This window comes from Devosia sp. Z6_126 (assembly GCF_058133495.1).
Genome location: NZ_JBYUNO010000003.1, coordinates 203,845 through 222,468, shown reverse-complemented (window position 1 = coordinate 222,468; position 18,624 = coordinate 203,845). Strand labels below are relative to the sequence as shown.

Sequence of the window (18,624 nt, the reverse complement as noted above, 5' to 3'; positions counted from 1 at the left end):
ATGCCGTTGCGACTGCAATTGACCGGGATCACCAAGCAGTTTCCCGGCGTTCTTGCCAATGACAATATCTCCTTTGGCGTCAAGCCAGGCGAAATCCATGCACTGTTGGGCGAGAACGGGGCCGGCAAGTCGACGCTGGTCAAAATGATCTATGGGATCATGCAGCCCGATGCCGGCGAAATTCGCTGGAATGGCGAGCCGGTGGTGATCACCAATCCCAAGGCCGCCCGCAAGCTGGGCATCGGCATGGTGTTCCAGCACTTTTCCCTGTTTGAAGCGCTGACCGTCCTCGAAAACATTGCGCTGGGCATGGATGGCTCGCTCAAGTCGCGCGAGCTCGAGGCCCGCATTCGCGAGGTGATGCACACCTATGGGCTGCTGCTCGATCCGCACCGGACGGTCGCGACCTTATCGGTGGGGGAGCGGCAGCGCATCGAGATCGTGCGCGCGCTCTTGCTCGACCCCAAACTCTTGATCATGGACGAGCCCACTTCGGTTTTAACGCCGCAGGAAGTGGAGCAGCTTTTTGAAGTGCTGCGCAAGCTGGCGGCGCAGGGCTGCTCGATCCTCTACATTTCCCACAAGCTCGATGAGATCAAGGCGCTGTGCGATACGGCGACGATCCTGCGGGGCGGCAAGCTCGTGGATACCTGCGATCCCAAGCAAGAAACCTCGCGCTCCATGGCCGAAAAGATGATCGGCACGGGCTTGCGCGACATCGTGCGGGCCAAGGGGCGGCAGCTGGGCGCGCCCAAGCTGGTCGTGTCGCGGCTCTCGACCCACAAGACCGGGCATTTCGATGTGCCGGTCAATGATGTGAGCTTTACCGTGCGGGCGGGCGAAATCTTTGGCATTGCCGGGGTGGCGGGCAATGGGCAGAACGCCCTGCTCGATGCGCTGAGCGGGGAAATCCTCGGGGATGACAAGGAAGCCATCACGCTGGATGGCTATCCGCTGGGGCTGCTCAACACCACCGGCCGGCGCAAGCGCGGGCTGTGTGCCGTGCCTGAAGAGCGCAATGGCCATGCGGCGGTGGGCGAGTTCTCGCTGGCTGACAATTCGGTGCTGACGGCGCGCGATCGGCTCGGCATGGTGATGCTGGGCCTCATCAATTCGGGCGCGGCCAAGACCTATACGGGCAAGGTGATCGCCGATTTTGCCGTCAAGGCGCTGGGCCCGGGCTCGATGGCAGGATCGCTCTCGGGCGGCAATCTGCAGAAATACATCATGGGGCGCGAAATCCTGCAGCGCCCGAGCGTGCTGGTGGTCAGCCAGCCGACCTGGGGCGTCGATGCCGGGGCCGCCGCGGCCATCCACCAGGCGCTGGTGGACCTGGCGGCCGAAGGCTCGGCCATCGTGGTGATCAGCCAGGATCTCGATGAGCTCCTGGCGCTGTGCGACACGCTGGCGGTGATCAATCTTGGCCGCCTCTCGGCGGCGCGGCCGGTGGGCGAGGTGAGTGTGGAAGAAATCGGCTTGCTGATGGGCGGGGTCCATGGCGCCACGGAGGCAAGCAATGCTGTTCCGGCTTGAAAAACGGCGCGAGCCCAGCCAGCTCATGCGCTATCTGACGCCCGTGGCGGCAGTGGTGCTGACCATGGTGGTGGGCGCGATCATCTTTTCGCTGATCGGCTATGACGGTATCGGGGCGGTGCGCGAGATCTTTCTCACGCCGCTGACCAATTCCTACAAATGGCAGGATCTGGGAGTGAAGGCCGCGCCCCTGATCATTATCGGGGTGGGGCTCTCCATCGCCTACCGCGCCAATGTGTGGAATATCGGCGCCGAGGGGCAATATGTGGTTGGCGGGCTGGCCGGCACTTGGGTGGCGCTGGCGACCCATGGCCTCAACGGGCCCTGGATCTTGCCGCTGATGGTGCTCGCTGGCGTGGTCGGGGGCATGGCTTACGCCGCCATCCCAGCGCTGCTGCGCACGCGGCTCAACGTCAACGAGATCCTGACCTCGCTGATGCTGACCTATGCCTCGGTGCAGCTGATCTATTACCTGATCCGCGCGCCCTGGAAGGACCCGATGGGCATGGGTTTCCCCCAGACGCGGCTGTTTGCCGAGGCGGCGCGACTGCCCACCATCCTGCCGGGCACGATCGTGCATCTGGGCGTGCCGATCGCGGTGCTGGTGGCGCTCGTCGCCTGGTTCATCATGTCCCGCTCGGTGTTCGGCTACCAGATGCGGGTGGTGGGCACGGCGCCCCATGCGGCGCGCTATGGCGGGTTTTCCGAGAACAAGACGATCTGGCTGGCCATGCTGGTGTCGGGGGGCCTTGCGGGGCTTGCGGGCGTGTTGGAAGTGGCCGGGCCGTTCCAGCGCATGGTGCCGGGCTTTCCCACCAATTACGGCTTTACCGCGATCATCGTGGCGTTCCTGGGACGGCTCAATCCGCTTGGGGTGATCTTTGCCGGCCTCGTGATGGCAATCACCTTTGTGGGTGGGGAAGTGGCGCAAACGACGATCGGGCTGCCCAATGCCGCCACGGGCATTTTCCAGGCCATGGTGCTGTTCTTCCTCCTGGGTGGTGACCTGCTGGTGCGCTATCGCGTGCGCCGGGTTCATAGCGCCGCGGCGCCGGGGACGGCGTAATGGAAATCATCATTCCCATCATCGTCACGCTGGTGTTTGCGGCGACCCCGATCCTCTTGGCTGCGCTCGGCGAGCTCGTGGTGGAAAAGTCGGGGGTGCTCAATCTCGGCGTCGAAGGCATGATGCTGGTCGGCGCCATCGCCGGCTTTGCGGGCCAGTTCTATACGGGCAACCCCTATTTCGCGCTGCTTTGCGGGGCGACGGCCGGGGCGGCGACCTCGATCATCTTTGGCTTCCTGACGCTGAGCCTGTCGGCGAACCAGACCGCGACCGGGCTGGCGCTGACCATTTTCGGCACGGGATTTTCGGCGCTGGCCGGCGCGCCGTTTTCCGCCCGCCCCATTCAGCTGATGGGGCCGCTGTTTCCCGCCGAGCTTGCCAGCCACCCGGTCTTGCGGGTGGTGTTCGGCTATTCGGCGCCGGTGTATTTCTCGTTCTTCATGGTGTTTGCGGTCTGGTATTTCCTCGAGAAAACCCGGCCCGGGCTGATCCTGCGCGCGGTGGGGGAGAATGACCTTTCCGCCCATTCCATCGGCTACAGCGTCAAGCTCGTGCGCTATCTCGCCGTGTTGTTCGGCGGGGCGATGGCCGGTATTGCCGGGGCGTGTTTCCCGCTGCTGCTGACCCCGCAATGGGCCGAGCGGATGACGGCCGGGCGCGGCTGGATTGCCGTGGCGCTGGTGGTGTTCGCCTCCTGGCGCCCGTTCCGCCTGCTCGCGGGGGCTTACCTCTTTGGTCTCGTGATGACCATGGAGCTTTACGCCAAGGCGGGCGGTGGAGTGCTGTCGGTTATTCCGTCCGAACTTTGGGCCGCCTTGCCCTACCTCGCCACCATCATCGTGCTCGTGCTGATTTCGATCAAGCGCGATGTGTCCACCAATGCTCCGGCTTGCCTCGGCAAGCCGTTCCTGCCCACGAATTGAGCCGGCGCCAACGACCGCTTCAAGCAACCACGACCATCAGGAGAAGACCCATGACACTCAATCGCCGCACTATTCTCAAGGCAGGCGCCGCCGCCGCTGCGCTGCCGCTGATGGGCTCCCGCGCCTTCGCCCAGGGCGAACCGCTCAAGGTGGGCTTCATCTATGTCGGCACGATCAACGACAATGGCTACAACTATGCCCACAATCAGGGACGGATTTTCCTGGAAGAGCAGCTGGGTGATCTGGTCGAGACCACCTATGTCGAGAACGTGCCGGAAGGTCCGGACTGCGAGCGCGTGCTGCGCGAACTGGCCCAGCAGGGCAACAAGCTGATCTTTGCGACGAGCTTTGGCTTTGGCGACTCCGTGATGAAGGTTGCCCAGCAGTTCCCCGACGTGAAGTTCGAGCATGCCACCGGCTACCAGAAGGCGGACAATGTCGGCCTCTACAATGCGCGCTTTTATGAAGGCCGCGCCGTTTGCGGCACCATTGCCGGGCACCTCTCCAAGACCGGCAAGCTCGCCTATATTGGCTCGTTCCCGATCCCTGAAGTCGTGATGGGCATCAATGCGCTGGCGCTGTCGGCCCGCAAGGTGAACCCCGCCATCACGGTCAAGCCGGTTTACATCTCGACCTGGAACGATCCGGCCAAGGAAGCCGATGCGGCCCGCGCGCTGATCGACCAGGGCGTGGACATCATTGCCCAGCATACCGATGGCCCGGCAGCGCTGCAGGTGGCCCAGGAACGCGGCATTATTGGCGGGTTTGGCCAGGGCGCCGATATGAGCGCCTTTGCGCCCGAAACGCAGCTGACCTCGATTATCGACCACTGGGGCCCGCGCTATGTGGCTTCGGCCCAGGCCTTGATCGACGGCACCTGGACCGCTGGCGACACCTGGGAAGGCCTCAAGGAAGACGTGGTGCAGATCGGGCCCTATGGTCCCAAGGTCACCGAAGAGGTCAAGGCTGCAGCCGAGGCCGTGCGCACCGGCCAGATCGATGGCTCGTTCCACATCTTCACCGGCCCCATCAAGGACAATACCGGCACCGAGCGCGTGCCGGCCGGCGTGACCATGACGGATGCCGAGCTGCTCAGCATGGACTGGTATGTGGAAGGCGTCGAACAGCCGGCATAAGCTGGGGTTCGAATCGGATTGGAAGGGGCGGGTTTCGGCCTGCCCCTTTTGCTGAGCGGCTGCGGGTGAGGGAGGTGAGGCGGAGCATCACCGAGGGACCCCACCCCGGCCCTCCCCTCAAGGGGGAGGGAGGGCTGGAGCCCCGGTCGCGGTGGCTGAACAAGCCAGCATGCCGCCAGGGGTGTATCGAAGGGACGAAAAATGCCGGATTATGCGATTGCCTATGAATGGCTGATGTTTGCGGTGCGCTGGCTGCACGTGGTCACGGCAATCGCCTGGATCGGCTCGTCGTTTTATTTCATCGCGCTCGATCTGGGGCTGCGCAAGACGCCGAGCCTGCCGCCGCTGGCGCATGGCGAGGAATGGCAGGTGCATGGCGGGGGTTTTTATCACATCCAGAAATATCTGGTGGCGCCCGACTTTCTGCCCGAGCACCTGACCTGGTTCAAATGGGAGAGCTACTGGACGTGGCTGTCCGGCTTCATGCTGCTGGTGCTGATCTATTATGTCGGTGCCGACCTGTATCTGGTTGATCGCAATGTGCTCGATGTGCCGGCCTGGGGGGCAATCCTCCTTTCCATGGGCTCCATCGTGCTGGGCTTTGTGGTCTATAACCGGCTCTGCAAATCGCCACTGGGTGAATCGCAGAACGGGCTGATGCTGGTGCTGTTTGCCATCCTCACCGCCATGGCCTGGGGCTATACGCAGATCTTCACCGGGCGGGCGGCGATGCTGCATATGGGCGCGTTCACCGCCTCGATCATGGCCGCCAATGTCGCGATGATCATCATCCCCAACCAGAAGATCGTGGTGGCCGATCTAAAGGCCGGGCGGGTGCCCGATGCCAAATACGGCAAGATCGCCAAGCAGCGCAGCCTGCACAACAACTACCTGACGCTGCCCGTCATCTTCTTCATGCTTTCAAGCCATTACCCGCTGGCCTTCGCGACGCAGTGGAACTGGATCATCGCCTCGCTGATCTTCCTTGTGGGCGTGGTGATACGGCATTATTTCAACACGCGCCATGCCCGGAAGGGCAATCCGCACTGGACCTGGGCGGTGGCGGTGATTTTGTTCGTCATCATCGCGTGGCTCTCGAGCGGACCCAAGCTGCCGGGCGTGGGCGAGGAAGCGGTGGCGTCACGCGCAGCCGAGCCGTTCATGGCCGCGAGCCTCTTTCCCGAGGCCAGCCTTGCCGTGCAAACGCGCTGTTCGATGTGCCACACCGCCGAGCCGGTCTGGCCCGGGATCTATGAGGCGCCCAAGAATGTCATTCTAGACAGCGATGCGGCGATCGCCAACCATGCCCGGGACGTTGCCATGCAGGCCGGCTATTCCCACGCCATGCCGCCGGGCAATGTGACCGAGATCACGCCCGAGGAGCGGGCGCTGCTGGTGGCCTGGTTCCGCGAGGGCTCGGGGGAGTGAGCCGCACGGTTCTGCGCGGCCGGGTGCTGAGCTTTGTCCGCGAGCCACAAGGGGCCGATGACGCCGAGAGCTACCGCTTCTGGGAAGATGGCGCGATAGCCGTTGCCGGTGGCAAGGTGGTCGAGGTCGGCGACTTCGGCGCGATCGACAGCCGTGACAGCGAGATCATCGATCACCGGCCGCATCTGATCCTGCCCGGCTTCATCGATACGCATCTGCATTATGTGCAAAGCCAGATGATCGCCTCCTATGCCGGCTCGCTGCTGGAATGGCTCAACACCTACACTTTCGTGGAAGAACAAAAGTTCGGGCAGCAGGGACATGCCGGCGCGGTGGCGGCGGGGTTCCTTGACGAGTTGGTGCGCAACGGCACGACGACGGCGGCCGTTTATTGTTCCAGCCATCCGCAATCGGTGGACGCGTTCTTCGCCGAGGCGGAACGGCGCGACATGCTGATGGTCGCGGGCAAGGTGATGATGGACCGCAATGCGCCCGAGGCGCTCTGCGACACCGCCCAGGCGAGCTATGACGACAGCAAGGCGCTCCTCGCGCGCTGGCATGGGCGCGGCCGGGCGCGTTATGCGATCACGCCCCGCTTCGCCATCACCTCGACCCCCGCGCAACTGGAGGCGGCGCAGGCGCTGGCGGCCGAGCATCCCGATTGCCATGTGCAAACCCATCTCGGCGAAAACACCGACGAGATCCGCTTGTCGATGGAGTTGTATCCGGAGGCGCCGGACTATGCGGGCATTTATGAGCAGTATGGGCTGCTGGGGCCGCGCACGCTGCTGGGGCACTGCATTCACCTCAACCATCGCGAAACCGCGGTTCTCGCGGAAACGGGGGCGGTGGCGGTGTTCTGCCCGACCTCCAACCTCTTTTTGGGCAGTGGCCTGTTTGATCGCGAGCGGCTGGCGCGGGCAGGGGTGCGGCTAGGAATTGCCACCGATATTGGCGGGGGCACCAGTTTTGGCATGCTGCGCACGCTCGACGAGGGATTCAAGGTTGGGCAGTTGCGCGGGCAAAGGCTAAGCCCATTGCACTCGTTCTTCATGGCCACGCTGGGCAATGCGCAAGCGCTGTCGCTGGTGGGCGTGATCGGCACGATTGCGCCGGGCTGTGACGCCGATCTCGTCGTGCTCGATGCGGGCGCGACGCCAGCCATGCGACTGCGGCAGGCGACGGTGAACCACCTCAGAGAAGAACTTTTCCTGCTGCAAACCATGGGCGATGATCGCGCCATTGCCGAAGTTTATGTGGCAGGCAGACGAGCTAAATCGACCTTAGTTGGGTTGGCAGGGGCATCTGCTTGACCTAAAGCTGTGCCGCGCCTGAAGAGGAAGTAAGCATGAGCCAATATTTGACCAAGTCCGGACTTTCCGTTGACGCGGGACTAGTGGACTTTGTCGAGCGGGAGGTCCTGCCGGGCCTGCCGGTTTCCGCCGATCAGTTCTGGAGCGGTTTTGCCGAAGTGGTGGCGCAACACGCGCCGGTCAATGCCCAGTTCCTGGCGCGCCGTGATGAGCTGCAGGGCAAGATCGACGACTGGCACCGCCGCTATGGTCCAGTCGCCAACAACCCGCAGGGTTACGAGTTTTTCCTCAGGGATATCGGCTATCTTGTAGCCGAGCCCGAGGATTTCACCATCGAGACCACCGGGCTCGATCCGGAGATCACGAGCCTCTGCGGGCCGCAGCTGGTGGTGCCGGTTTCCAATGCTCGTTATGCACTCAACGCCGCCAATGCCCGCTGGGGCAGCCTGTACGATGCGCTTTATGGCACCGACGTCATTGCGCGCGATGGCGAGCTGGCGCCGGGCAAGGGCTACAACGCCGCGCGCGGCCAGGCCGTGGTGGCGCGCGCCGCCGCGTTCCTTGACGAGGCGCTGCCCCTCAGCCGCGGCAGCCATGCCGACGTGACGTCCTATGTGGTGGCCGAGCAGGGTGGCACCGCCACTCTCGTGATCGACACCGCGGCGGGCCCGACCACCTTGCGCGATCCCGAGGCCTTTGTCGGCTATCGCGGTGAGGGCGCCAGCGCCGAGATCGTTTTGCGCCATAATGGGCTGCATGTGATCCTCGTCATCGACAAGGCGAGCGCCATCGGCGCCGAGCACGCGGCGGGGCTCGCCGATGTGGTGGTGGAAGCGGCGCTAACCACGATCCAGGACTGCGAGGATTCGGTCGCGGCGGTGGATGCCGAGGACAAGATCGGGGTGTATCGCAATTGGTTGGGCCTGATGCAGGGCACGCTGGAAGACACGTTCGAAAAGGGTGGCAAGCAGGTCACCCGCCGCCTCAAGGAAGATCGGGTTTACGCCTCGCGTTCCGGCGGGGAGCTGGTGCTCAAGGGGCGCTCGCTGCTGCTGGTGCGCAATGTCGGGCACCTGATGACCAGTGATGCGGTCAAGACCGCCGACGGCAAGCCGATCGGCGAAGGGCTGCTGGATGCGGCGATCACCGTGCTCTGCGCCATGCATGACAAGGGCGGCAACAGCACGACGGGCGCGATCTATATCGTCAAGCCCAAGATGCATGGACCCGAGGAAGTGGCCTTTGCCTGCGCGATCTTTGCGTCCGTCGAAAAGATGCTGGGGCTGGCACCCCTGACGGTCAAGATCGGCATCATGGACGAGGAACGCCGCACCTCCGCCAATCTCAAGGCGGCAATCCATGCGGCGCGCGACCGGCTGTTTTTTATCAATACCGGGTTCCTCGACCGCACGGGCGACGAGATCCATACCTCGATGGAAGCAGGCCCGGTGCTGCGGAAGGACGAGATCAAGCTCGAGCGCTGGATCGCGTCCTATGAGGACCGCAATGTGCTGATCGGGCTGGCCTGCGGGCTGTCGGGCCGGGCGCAGATCGGCAAGGGCATGTGGGCGCGGCCCGACGACATGGCGGCGATGATGGCGGCCAAGATCGGGCATCCGCAATCAGGCGCGAATACCGCCTGGGTGCCATCGCCGACAGCGGCGACGCTGCATGCGCTGCATTACCACCAGGTTGATGTGTTCGAGGCGCAGCGCCGGCGGCACAACGAAGCGACGCCGGCGCTGGCGGAGCTGTTCTCCATGCCGGTGCAGGCGCCTTATTCGCTCAGTCGCGAAGAAATTACCCGCGAGACCGAGAACAATGCGCAGGGGATCCTGGGCTATGTGGTGCGCTGGGTGCAGCAGGGCGTTGGCTGCTCCAAGGTGCCCGACATCAACAATGTGGGGCTGATGGAAGACCGGGCGACCTGCCGGATTTCGAGCCAGCATATTGCCAACTGGCTGCGCCATGGGCTGGTGAGCCGGGACGAGGTGACCTCGATCTTTGAGCGCATGGCTGCCGTGGTGGACGAGCAGAATGCGGGCGATCCGCTGTACCGGCCGATGTCGCCCAATCTGCAGTCGGTGGCGTTCCAGGCGGCGCTCGATCTGGCGCTGCATGGTGCGGACCAACCAAGCGGCTATACCGAGCCGGTGCTGCATGCGCGGCGCCTGCAGGTGAAGGCGCGCGAGCGCGCCAAGGCGTAAGCTAAAGCTGGTAGCGGGGCAGGGTGATTGCGGTCGCCTGCCCCGGGCCGTGCAAGATCTCGATCGTGTTGGCGAGCATGGTGGTGGCGGTGCCGATCGGCTCGTCGGTACCGAGATTCCGGGCATAGCGCGGATGGGCGCCTGACGCGATCAGGAGGCGCAGGCGATGGCCTGGCCGGAAGGCATGGGCGGTGGCATGGAGGGGGAACTCCAGCCGCCAGGAGCCATCCGGCTCTCGGGGCGTCGCGGGCGTGACGCGATAAAGCCCGTCGCAGATATTGATCGACCGGCCCTCGGGCGACACGTCGCATAAGCGCACAAAGAAATCGGCATGCGCGAGGGCGGCGCGGGCGTGGAGGGTCACGCTCGTTTGGCCGATTACGGTCAGCGTTTCGGTGAGGGGCGCCGAGGAATACACCAGAACATCGCTGCGGGCCTCGAGGAGCGCGTTGTCGACGGCACCGGCCCCGGTGAAGGCGAAGATGGCGCCGCCCAGATTGGGGGTGGGGTCGGCGGGATCGTAGCGGTAGCGATCGACGCCGGAGGAGGTAGGTGCGGTGGGTGTGAGCGCCGCGTCGGTGCCCAAGAACCATTGCTCCAGATCGGGCGGGCCAGGCGGATAGTGCTCGAACTCGCGCCATTCATTGACGCCCGAAATGTGGATGCGGACGGGCCTGGCACGCAGGCCGGAGCTGTCGCCTTCGAGGTGGGCGCGCATCCAAAAGATGGTTTCGCGCAGATTGTCGCGCTGCAGCTCCTCGGCGATGTGGAACCAGGTGCCGACCGTCAGGTAAGGGCGATGGCCGAGTTCGACGAGGCGCGCGTAGTCGGCGAGCAGCGGATCGAGCATAAAGTCGTACCAGCCCGAAATGAAGTGCACGGGGGGCGTGGTTGCGGTCAGGCGGTGGCGGTGGTCGATGGCGTCCCAGAAGCGGTCATTGCCTACGGAATGCTCGAACCAGTGGCGCCAGAACGGCACGGCATGGCCTGAGGCGGCGCGGTCGGCCTCAACGAGCGGGAGGGTCATGCCGGCCGCAGCGGTGGTGCGCTCGATGCGGCCGGAAAACATGCGGGTGGCGGTTTGGAGCGGGCGCTGGCGCAGGCCCTCGATCACCTGCAGCCAGGAGAGCCAAAGCCCGAGGTGAAAGGCGCCTGAGGGAAAGACGACGGGGCGGAAATTGGCCGTGGTGACCTTGGTGGCCATGGCCGAGACGGGCGGGAGTGCATCGCAGATCGCCCATTGCGCGTAGCCGAGATAGCTGGGGCCGGATAGGCCGAGCCGGCCATCGAACCAGGGCTGGGCCTTGAGCCAATCCAGCGTTGCCAGCCCATCGGCGCGCTCATTGGTGAGGGGATCGAATTCGCCGCCCGATTGCTCGGTGCCGCGACAGGCCTGCAGCACGACATGAAAGCCGCGCTCGGCATAGACCTGGGCGATGGTGCCAAAGCCGCGGCGGCCATAGGGCAGGCGCATCAGGATGGTGGGGAAGTCACCGGTGGCGCGCGGCGCGAAATGGTCGGTCGCCAGCACCACGCCGTCGGGCATGGTGACCGGGATGTTGCGGTGTGTCCTCACGCCATTGCGGCGGGGCGGCAGGTCCTCGACATAGGCCAGAAAGAGGCTGCTGAGGCTCATCGTCAGTCCACGAAATCAAAGGCGTCGACGTCAAAGAGGCCGCGGTCGGTCATCTTGAGATGGGGGATGACGGGGAGGGCGAGGAATGAGACCTGGAGGAACGGCTCGGGCAGGACGCAGCCAATGGCACGGGCCGCATCGCGCAGCTCGTGGAGCGTAGCCGCAACGGTTTCGAAGGGCTCAAGGCTCATGAGGCCGGCAATGGGCAGCGCCAGCTCGGCGGTGATCGCGCCGTTATCGGCCACGGCAAAGCCGCCGCGCAACTCGATCAGGCGGTTGACGGCCAGCGCCATGTCCTCGTTGTTGGTGCCCACTACGGTGATGTTGTGGCTGTCGTGGCCGACCGAAGAGGCGATGGCGCCGCGCTTGAGGCCAAAGCCGGTTACAAAGCCGCGGCCGATATTGCCGTTGCGCCCATGGCGCTCGACCACGGCGACCTTGATCACATCGGCAGCGAGATCGGGCTGGAGCCCTTCGTCGGTGGAGGCGAGAGCCGCGGTTTCGCGGAAAGTGAGGATGAGGCCCGGCTTGACGCCGATCACCGGCGTCTGGTTGCGCGCGGGATTGGTGGGGGCGTTGAAGGTGGCGGGGGTTACCGGCTGGAGCTTGACCGAGTTGAGGCCCACTGGATCGGTGGCGCTGCGGCCAGCAAAGCGATCTGGTGTGACCAGGCGGCCGCCGGCGATCACATCGGAAACGCGGCATTCCTCGAGATTGTCGAGGAGCGCGATATCGGCGCGCCAGCCCGAGGCCAGCAGGCCCCGATCGCGCAGGTTGAAGATGCGGGCGGCCGAGTGGGAGGCGGCGCGATAGACGTGATGGAGCGGGCAGCCTCGGGCGATGAGGCGACGAATGGAGCTGTCGAGATGGCCTTCCTCAGAGATATCGAGCGGGTTGCGGTCATCCGTGCAAAGGGCAACAAAGCTCGAAGTGTCGGCATCGAGGATTTCGGCTAGGGCTTCGAGGTCCTTGGAGACCGAGCCTTCGCGGATCAGGATGGCCATGCCCTTCGCGAGCTTTTCACGCGCTTCGGCGGCGGAAGTGGCTTCGTGATCGGTGCGGATGGCGGCGGCGAGATAGCCGTTAAGCCCCATGCCCAGCAGCAGGGGCGCATGGCCATCGATATGGCCGCCCTGAAAGGCAGCGAGCTTGGCGAGCAGGCCCGGATCGCCGGCGAGAACGCCCGGAAAGTTCATCATTTCGGCGAGCCCCACGACCTTGGGATGGTCGCGGAAGGGGGCAAGGTCTTCCATTTCGAGGGTGGCGCCGTTGGTTTCAAAGCCGGTGGCGGGCACGCAGGAGGAGAGATTGACGCGGATGTCCATGATCGTGCGCTCGGCGCAATCGAGGAAGTAGCGAATGCCCTCGGCGCCCAGCACATTGGCGATCTCGTGGGGATCGCAAAGGGCGGTGGTGACCCCATGGGGCAGCACGCAGCGGTCGAACTCGAAGGGGGTGACCAGCGAGGATTCGATGTGCAGATGGGTGTCGATGAAGCCGGGCACGGCAAAGCGGCCAGCGCCATCAATGGTCTGCAGTCCATCATACCGGGCCAGCGTGCCCACGATCCGGTCGTCGACGATGGCGATATCGGTGGGCGTGACGGCGCCGGTGATCACATCGAGCAGCTGAACATTCTTGATGACCAGATCGGCAGGGGCCTTGCCCTGGCCAACGAGGATCATGCGGGCGAGTTGAGACGAGCTGGTCATGGGGCCTTCCGAAAGCAATTGGGTGTGAGGGTCGGCCGGGGCGGCTCAGCGGTCAAGCCCTCGTGCGGTTGCAAGGGGGAACCGCGACGGCATGGCACACGTTGCCAATGCACACTCTGGGAGAGCTTTATGGAAACCTACGATCCGCACAAGAACACGACCGAAACTACGCAGGCCAGCCCCCGCAAGATGAACCTGCGCGTGCTGATCATGTCGCTGGTGGCCGTGATCGTGCTGTTTGCCATCGTCTACATGGTCTTTGCCGGAGCGCAGCCTAACCCAACCTGAGACCAACATGGTTCGGCTCGTTAAGGTCGCACGCAGCGATCTCACCATCATTCGCCAGCGTCGCGGCAAGGGCTTTTGCTATTTCGATAGCACCGGCGCCCTTGTTGCCGATGCGGCAATAAAGGCGCGCGTGCAGGCGCTGGGGATCCCCCCGGCCTGGAAGGATGTGCGCATTTCGGCCAAGCCCAATGGGCATATCCAGGCGCTGGGCAAGGATGAGGCCGGGCGCGAGCAATATGTCTACCATGCCGATTGGGAGCTCAGGCGCGAGGGCAAGAAGGTCAAGCGGCTGTCGCTGATGACGGCGGTGTTGCCGCGGCTGCGCAAGCAGGTGCAGCAGGATCTCTTGGCGCCTGCCGGCAGCCGGGAGCTGGCGCTCGCCATCGGCGTGGCATTGATCGACCGCACCGCCATGCGGGTGGGACGCGAAAAATATCTCGAAGCCAATGGCACGCGCGGCGCGGGAACGCTGTTTTCGCGCGATGTGCGGGTGTCGGGCGATGATGTGGTGATCGCCTTTGATGCCAAGGGCGGCAAGCGGGCCGAATATGGCTTTACCGATGCCGGGCTGGCCCAGGCCATAGCGCGGATCAAGACCATACCGGGCAAGCGGCTGCTGGTGTTCCGCAATGCCGAGGGCGCGATCAAGCCGATCAAGACCAGCGCACTCAATGCCTATATGCGCGAGGTCACGGGGATCGAGATTTCTGCCAAGGACTTCCGCACGCTGCGGGCCAGTTCGCTCGCGGCAGAGTCGCTGGCCAAGCTCGATACCGGGAAATCGGCATCAGCGCGCAAACGGCAGATGGCGCAGGTGGCGCGCGAAGTCTCCGAAGTGCTCAAGAACACGCCCGCGATCTGCCGCAAGTCCTATATTACCCCATGCCTGTTCAAGCTGTTTGACGAGGGCAAGCTGCAGGACTTGTGGTCGTCGGCGGGCCCAGGACGCGCGGGATTGCTGCAGCGTGAGAAGCGGTTGGCCGCGGTGCTCGCCAGCGTCAGCTGATGGCCGTCTGGCTGATTGCACAGCGGGAGGGGACGCGCTAGGCAAGACGGTAGCATGCGTCTTGAATAGGGAAGAGCAATGACAAAAGTGCGGGCACTGGTGCTGGAGCGGCAACACGAGCTCAAGCTGCGCGAGATCGACCTGCCACTCGAAGTCGGGCCGGGCATGGTCAAGATCGCGATCCACACGGTGGGCGTGTGTGGCTCGGACGTACATTACTACACTCATGGCAAGATCGGGCCGTTCGTGGTCAACGATCCCATGGTGCTGGGCCATGAGGCGGCGGGCACCGTCGTCGAGGTGGGCGAGGGCGTCACCCATCTCAAGGTCGGCGACCGGGTCTGCATGGAGCCGGGTATTCCCGATCCCAATTCGCGGGCGTCACGGCTGGGGCTCTACAATGTCGATCCCGCGGTGAGTTTTTGGGCGACGCCGCCGGTGCATGGGGTGCTGACTTCGGAAGTCGTGCATCCCGCCAATTATACTTTCAAGCTGCCCGATAATGTGAGCTTTGCCGAAGGGGCGATGGTTGAGCCATTTGCCGTGGGCATGCAGGCGGCCACCAGGGCCGGGATCAAGCCTGGCGATACCGCAGTGGTGCTGGGCGCTGGTCCGATCGGGACCATGGTGGCAATTGCCGCTCTCGCTGGCGGTTGTGCGCGGGTGATCGTGGCTGATCTGGCGCAGCCCAAGCTCGATATTGCGGCCAAGTACCAGGGCGTTATTCCGGTCAATATCCGCGAACAGAACCTTGTTGAAGAGGTGAAGCGGCTGACCGATGGCTGGGGCGCCGATGTGGTCTTCGAATGCTCGGGCTCGCCCAAGGCCTGGGAAACCATCATGGACCTGCCGCGCCCAGCGGGCACGATCGTGGTGGTGGGCTTGCCGGTGGAGCCGGTCAAGGTCGACATCGCCGCCGCTTCCACCAAGGAAGTGCGCATCGAAAACGTGTTCCGCTATGCCCACCAATATGATCGGGCGATTGCACTGTTTGCTTCGGGGCGGGTGGATCTCAAACCGCTGATCTCCGAGACCTTTGCCTTCGAGGATGCGATCAAGGCGTTTGACCGGGCGGTGGAAGCGCGGCCCGACGATGTGAAGCTGCAGATCCGGGTGGCGGAGACCGCTTGATCGCAGCACCGGCGGCCGGACTTGTCTTGCCAAGGAGTACGCGATGGATGTGGGCAATGAATGGGGCTGGGTGCATACCTATCTGCCCACCCACATCATCGCGATCCGGTTGCTGATGGCCGCGGTGCTGGGCGGGATGATCGGCTTTGAGCGGCAGGTCAACACTGCCGAAGCGGGGCTGCGCACCCATATTCTCGTTGCCGTGGCGGCGGCGCTGTTCACTATCCTGACTTTCGAGATTTATCACACGATCGATGTTGGGGGCGGTGCGGACGGCAACGTCTCGCGGGCTGATCCCATCCGTGTCATCGAGGCGGTGACTGCCGGCATCGCTTTCCTGGGGGCCGGTGCTATTTTTCGCAGTGGCCGGAATGTGCAGGGGCTGACCACCGGGGCGGGCATGTGGCTGGCGGGTGCCGTGGGGATCGCCTGCGCGCTGGGCTATTACCCAATGGCGGCGGGGGTTGCGGTGCTCGCGGTGATCGTGCTGGCGCTGCTGCGGGCCTGGTCGCACAATGTGCTGCGCCATGTGAAGGACCCGCACGAGGCGGCGCAGGCAAGCCAAGACCTGGAGCGCTAGCGGCCGGGATCAGGCGGGCTGAACAGCCCCTCGGCCAGCTCGATGAAGCGGCGGCCGCGTTCCTCGAAATTCTTGAACTGATTGTAGGACGGCGCGCCGGGCGAGAGCAGCACGGCGTCGAACTGCGTCCGGTGTTCGACGAGGGCGCGCATGGCGCTGTCGAGATCGGGTGGGGTCAACACGGCGATCTGGGGCGCGGCCTTGCGGGTGGCCTCGGCCAGGCGGGCGCCGGTGACGGGCAGGCAGGCGAGGGTCGTCACCCCCGCGCCGGCAAGGAGGCCAGCGAGTTCACCATAGTCCTGCTCGCGCTCATGGCCGCCAGCGATCAGGGCGATGCGGTACCCTCGATAGGCGGCAAGGGCCGCCTTGGTGGCTTCAGGCGTGGTGGAGATGGAATCGTCGACAAAGACGAGGTCGCCGATGCGATGTTCCTCGAGCCGATGGGGCAGGGGCTGGAAGGCGGCAATGCCGGCGAGGATACCGTCGAGAGTGCCGCCTGCCGCCAGCGCGATCTGGGCGGCGAGCTTGGCGTTGTCGAGATTGTGGGCGCCCTTGAGGCGCGAGGTGGAGGCCGCGGCGGTGATGGCGGCGACAGTATCGGCAGCAAGAGCGGGCAGTAGCTGGGCGGGGGCCCGCAAGGCGGCGAGGACGCGGGGATTGGTTTGCGCCGGCGTGCCGAGAGCGATGCGGATGTCACCGGGCTGGGCGAGCAGATGGAGCTTGTCGGCGTAATAGCGCTCGACCGAGCCGTGCCAATCCACATGTTCGGGATAAAGATTGGTGAGCGCGGCGATATCGGGCGCAAAACCCATGTCGGCGGTCTGGTAGCTCGAGAGCTCGAAGATCACCGTTTGGTGGCGATCGGCGATTTCGAGCGGGGCGAGGCCGACATTGCCGGCAAGGCCGGCATCGACGCCTGATTGGGTCAGCATCAGATGGGTGAGGGTGGCGGTGGTGGACTTGCCCTTGGTGCCGGTGATGGCGATCACCTGGCGGCCGGTGCGGTAGGTCTGCGCCCAGAGATTGAGATTGGAAGTGACGGGGATGCCGGCTTGCCGGGCAAGCTCGAAGACGGGCTTGTAGAGCGAGACGCCGGGGCTTTTGACGATGAGGCCGAAGCGGCGTTCGGCAAAGGCGGCGGGCAGTTCCGCCGGGGCAATAAAGGTGGTGCCGGGCAGATCGGCGGTGCCGCTATCGGTGGTCACGAAGACGGGCAGGTCGGGGTGGCGGGCGGCGAGAAAGGCGCGGGTGGAGAGCGCTTCGCGGCCGGCGCCGTAGAGCAGCACGGGGGCATCAAACGGCATGGGGGGACACTGCGGCAAGAACCGGGGCGGGGATCAGGTGATCGGGACTATCGGCCATCAGCTCGGCCAAGGCAGACGCGAGGGCGGGAGCGCCATACTGGGCTTCGAGATCGGGCTTGAGGCGCGCGACGATCGTGTCGCCGGACCATTCCGGGCGCTCGGCCAAAGCGTATAGGCAGGCGGCAGCTTCAAGGATCTCGCCGACGCATTCCCAGGGTTTTTGGCCGGCAAGGCCGGTCAGTTCGCGGAAGGAGGCTTCGTTCTCGCTATTGTCGAGCAGGTTCTGGCCAAAGATGGAGAGAAGCCGCGCCTTGTCCATGACTGGGGCGAAGATCAGGAAGACGAAGTGGCATTTGGGGCAGTGGCCGCACCAGAGCGGGCCATCATGACCGGCCAGCTTGAAGTTCTGGTTGCAGCTGGAAAAGACCCGGTCATAGCGGGTTTCGCGAGCAAAGAGCGCCGCGATGCGCGCTTCCGAATAGGGGCGCAGAAGCGAGAAGTATTCGAGCGCGCCACCGGTGGCTTCGGCGAGGATGGTGGCAATGGTGCGCTCAAAGCCCAGCGACTTGGAATATTGGTGATTGGCCTCGCGGCCATCGAACACGACATTGCCTTCGCTGGCGGAACGCTCGTTGGACAGCACGATGCGGTTGAAGCCAAAGAGCAGCGCGCAGAGCGAGGCGATCATGGAATTGATGGCGGTGGAGGGGACGTGGCCGTTGTAAAAGCCCGGCTCCTTGCCCAGCCGGATCATTTCCTTGTCGAGGATGCGGCGAACATAGACCGGGGGCACGCCGATCTTGTCGACCGAGGTCAGGATCGGGCCCTTGGGATTGACCGCAAAAGGGGTGAAGGGGATGGCGGCGGCGGACAGGAGTTCAACGCTGACCAGCGAATCCTTCCCCCCGCCAATGGGCAGCAGGGCACGGTTGGGTAGTTCAAGCTTGCGGTCGGCTGATGTGGTCACATCATGGGGCGTCGAGACCACGAGCTTGCCGAAGCGCGACAGGTTGTTGCGCGCGTAGAACTCGCCCAAGCCGTTCTCGTAGACGTCGAGCACGAACGCGGTTTCGCTCTGGGTCAGCGCGATATTTGGCGCACAGATTTCGAGCGGGGCCTTGAGCTTGAAGTAGCTGACGCCGAGGACGATTGCGGTCAGGTCGAGCAGCTTGAGGAAGGCTGGCGAGGTGAGTGCCGCCGGCTCGGCGATGGCGGGGAATTCCAGCACTTCGATGAAGTGGCGGCCATCCAGCCCATAGCTGAAGCGGGCGGTGGCATTGGCGGCATCAAAGATCGGCCGCTCGATAAGGAACTGGGACTGCACGGCCTATCGCATCTCCGCGCCGGCCCCATGGCCGGCT

15 protein-coding genes are annotated in these 18,624 nt (G+C 64.4%); 11 read left to right on the top strand and 4 right to left on the bottom strand.

What is annotated here, in order from left to right; genetic code table 11:
• From AC3YOG_RS13245 to AC3YOG_RS13215, 7 genes are all read left to right on the top strand, one after another.
• Positions 1-1,533 (top strand): ABC transporter ATP-binding protein, encoded by a 1,533-nt coding sequence (locus tag AC3YOG_RS13245; protein ID WP_489935417.1) that lies wholly within the window; start codon positions 1-3, stop codon positions 1,531-1,533.
• Positions 1,517-2,599: an ABC transporter permease gene (locus AC3YOG_RS13240; RefSeq protein ID WP_489935416.1), complete on the top strand. Its 1,083-nt coding sequence runs from the start codon at positions 1,517-1,519 to the stop codon at positions 2,597-2,599. The genes AC3YOG_RS13245 and AC3YOG_RS13240 overlap by 17 nt, the downstream gene beginning before the upstream one ends.
• Positions 2,599-3,522, top strand: coding sequence for an ABC transporter permease (locus tag AC3YOG_RS13235; protein ID WP_489935415.1), 924 nt, complete (start codon positions 2,599-2,601; stop codon positions 3,520-3,522). Before AC3YOG_RS13240 ends, AC3YOG_RS13235 begins: the two co-directional genes overlap by 1 nt.
• A gap of 50 nt (positions 3,523-3,572) precedes the next feature.
• Positions 3,573-4,658: a BMP family ABC transporter substrate-binding protein gene (locus AC3YOG_RS13230; protein ID WP_489935414.1), complete on the top strand. Its 1,086-nt coding sequence runs from the start codon at positions 3,573-3,575 to the stop codon at positions 4,656-4,658.
• A gap of 201 nt (positions 4,659-4,859) precedes the next feature.
• On the top strand, positions 4,860-6,086 hold the full coding sequence (locus tag AC3YOG_RS13225) for a urate hydroxylase PuuD (protein ID WP_489935413.1): 1,227 nt from the start codon (positions 4,860-4,862) through the stop codon (positions 6,084-6,086).
• The gene (gene guaD / locus AC3YOG_RS13220; protein ID WP_489935412.1) at positions 6,083-7,399 is read left to right on the top strand and encodes a guanine deaminase; all 1,317 of its coding nucleotides are present in this window, start codon (positions 6,083-6,085) and stop codon (positions 7,397-7,399) included. Before AC3YOG_RS13225 ends, guaD begins: the two co-directional genes overlap by 4 nt.
• 35 nt (positions 7,400-7,434) lie before the next feature.
• A complete protein-coding gene (locus tag AC3YOG_RS13215) occupies positions 7,435-9,606 on the top strand; it encodes a malate synthase G (RefSeq protein ID WP_489935411.1) in 2,172 nt (723 codons plus the stop codon).
• 1 nt (position 9,607) lies between these two features.
• Here the strand turns inward: AC3YOG_RS13215 and AC3YOG_RS13210 are convergent, their stop codons facing one another.
• Positions 9,608-11,242 carry a CocE/NonD family hydrolase gene (locus tag AC3YOG_RS13210; RefSeq protein ID WP_489935410.1) on the bottom strand — a complete coding sequence of 545 codons (1,635 nt, stop codon included), beginning with the start codon at positions 11,240-11,242 and terminating at the stop codon, positions 9,608-9,610.
• A gap of 2 nt (positions 11,243-11,244) precedes the next feature.
• Positions 11,245-12,954, bottom strand: a complete 1,710-nt coding sequence (gene ade, locus AC3YOG_RS13205; RefSeq protein WP_489935409.1) for an adenine deaminase — start codon at positions 12,952-12,954, stop codon at positions 11,245-11,247.
• Positions 12,955-13,083: 129 nt separating this feature from the next.
• Between ade and AC3YOG_RS13200 the strand changes: the two genes are divergently transcribed.
• The 4 genes from AC3YOG_RS13200 to AC3YOG_RS13185 all read left to right on the top strand — a co-directional run bounded on the left by AC3YOG_RS13200 (position 13,084) and on the right by AC3YOG_RS13185 (position 15,959).
• Positions 13,084-13,242 (top strand): hypothetical protein, encoded by a 159-nt coding sequence (locus tag AC3YOG_RS13200; RefSeq protein ID WP_164854851.1) that lies wholly within the window; start codon positions 13,084-13,086, stop codon positions 13,240-13,242.
• Positions 13,243-13,249: 7 nt separating this feature from the next.
• On the top strand, positions 13,250-14,248 hold the full coding sequence (locus AC3YOG_RS13195; protein WP_489935408.1) for a DNA topoisomerase IB: 999 nt from the start codon (positions 13,250-13,252) through the stop codon (positions 14,246-14,248).
• A 78-nt stretch (positions 14,249-14,326) separates the two neighbouring features.
• On the top strand, positions 14,327-15,379 hold the full coding sequence (locus tag AC3YOG_RS13190; RefSeq protein ID WP_489935407.1) for an NAD(P)-dependent alcohol dehydrogenase: 1,053 nt from the start codon (positions 14,327-14,329) through the stop codon (positions 15,377-15,379).
• Positions 15,380-15,422: 43 nt separating this feature from the next.
• Positions 15,423-15,959: an MgtC/SapB family protein gene (locus AC3YOG_RS13185; RefSeq protein WP_489935406.1), complete on the top strand. Its 537-nt coding sequence runs from the start codon at positions 15,423-15,425 to the stop codon at positions 15,957-15,959.
• Here the strand turns inward: AC3YOG_RS13185 and murD are convergent.
• Positions 15,956-17,263, bottom strand: coding sequence for a UDP-N-acetylmuramoyl-L-alanine--D-glutamate ligase (gene murD, locus AC3YOG_RS13180; protein WP_489935405.1), 1,308 nt, complete (start codon positions 17,261-17,263; stop codon positions 15,956-15,958). The genes AC3YOG_RS13185 and murD overlap by 4 nt on opposite strands.
• Complete coding sequence (locus tag AC3YOG_RS13175) at positions 17,253-18,587, bottom strand: MurL-like N-terminal domain-containing (protein WP_489935404.1); 1,335 nt, start codon at positions 18,585-18,587, stop codon at positions 17,253-17,255. Before AC3YOG_RS13175 ends, murD begins: the two co-directional genes overlap by 11 nt.
• Positions 18,588-18,624: the final 37 nt, after the last annotated feature.

What these genes read in the sequence shown, in the direction of transcription:
- AC3YOG_RS13200 (WP_164854851.1), top strand. Translation starts at nt 13,084, where the DNA reads ATGGAAACCTACGATCCGCACAAGAACACGACCGAAACTACGCAGGCC.
- AC3YOG_RS13225 (WP_489935413.1), top strand. Translation starts at nt 4,860, where the DNA reads ATGCCGGATTATGCGATTGCCTATGAATGGCTGATGTTTGCGGTGCGC.
- AC3YOG_RS13195 (WP_489935408.1), top strand. Translation starts at nt 13,250, where the DNA reads ATGGTTCGGCTCGTTAAGGTCGCACGCAGCGATCTCACCATCATTCGC.
- AC3YOG_RS13245 (WP_489935417.1), top strand. Translation starts at nt 1, where the DNA reads ATGCCGTTGCGACTGCAATTGACCGGGATCACCAAGCAGTTTCCCGGC.
- AC3YOG_RS13240 (WP_489935416.1), top strand. Translation starts at nt 1,517, where the DNA reads ATGCTGTTCCGGCTTGAAAAACGGCGCGAGCCCAGCCAGCTCATGCGC.
- AC3YOG_RS13210 (WP_489935410.1), bottom strand. Translation starts at nt 11,242, where the DNA reads ATGAGCCTCAGCAGCCTCTTTCTGGCCTATGTCGAGGACCTGCCGCCC.
- AC3YOG_RS13215 (WP_489935411.1), top strand. Translation starts at nt 7,435, where the DNA reads ATGAGCCAATATTTGACCAAGTCCGGACTTTCCGTTGACGCGGGACTA.
- AC3YOG_RS13235 (WP_489935415.1), top strand. Translation starts at nt 2,599, where the DNA reads ATGGAAATCATCATTCCCATCATCGTCACGCTGGTGTTTGCGGCGACC.
- ade (WP_489935409.1), bottom strand. Translation starts at nt 12,954, where the DNA reads ATGACCAGCTCGTCTCAACTCGCCCGCATGATCCTCGTTGGCCAGGGC.
- AC3YOG_RS13185 (WP_489935406.1), top strand. Translation starts at nt 15,423, where the DNA reads ATGGATGTGGGCAATGAATGGGGCTGGGTGCATACCTATCTGCCCACC.
- AC3YOG_RS13190 (WP_489935407.1), top strand. Translation starts at nt 14,327, where the DNA reads ATGACAAAAGTGCGGGCACTGGTGCTGGAGCGGCAACACGAGCTCAAG.
- AC3YOG_RS13230 (WP_489935414.1), top strand. Translation starts at nt 3,573, where the DNA reads ATGACACTCAATCGCCGCACTATTCTCAAGGCAGGCGCCGCCGCCGCT.
- murD (WP_489935405.1), bottom strand. Translation starts at nt 17,263, where the DNA reads ATGCCGTTTGATGCCCCCGTGCTGCTCTACGGCGCCGGCCGCGAAGCG.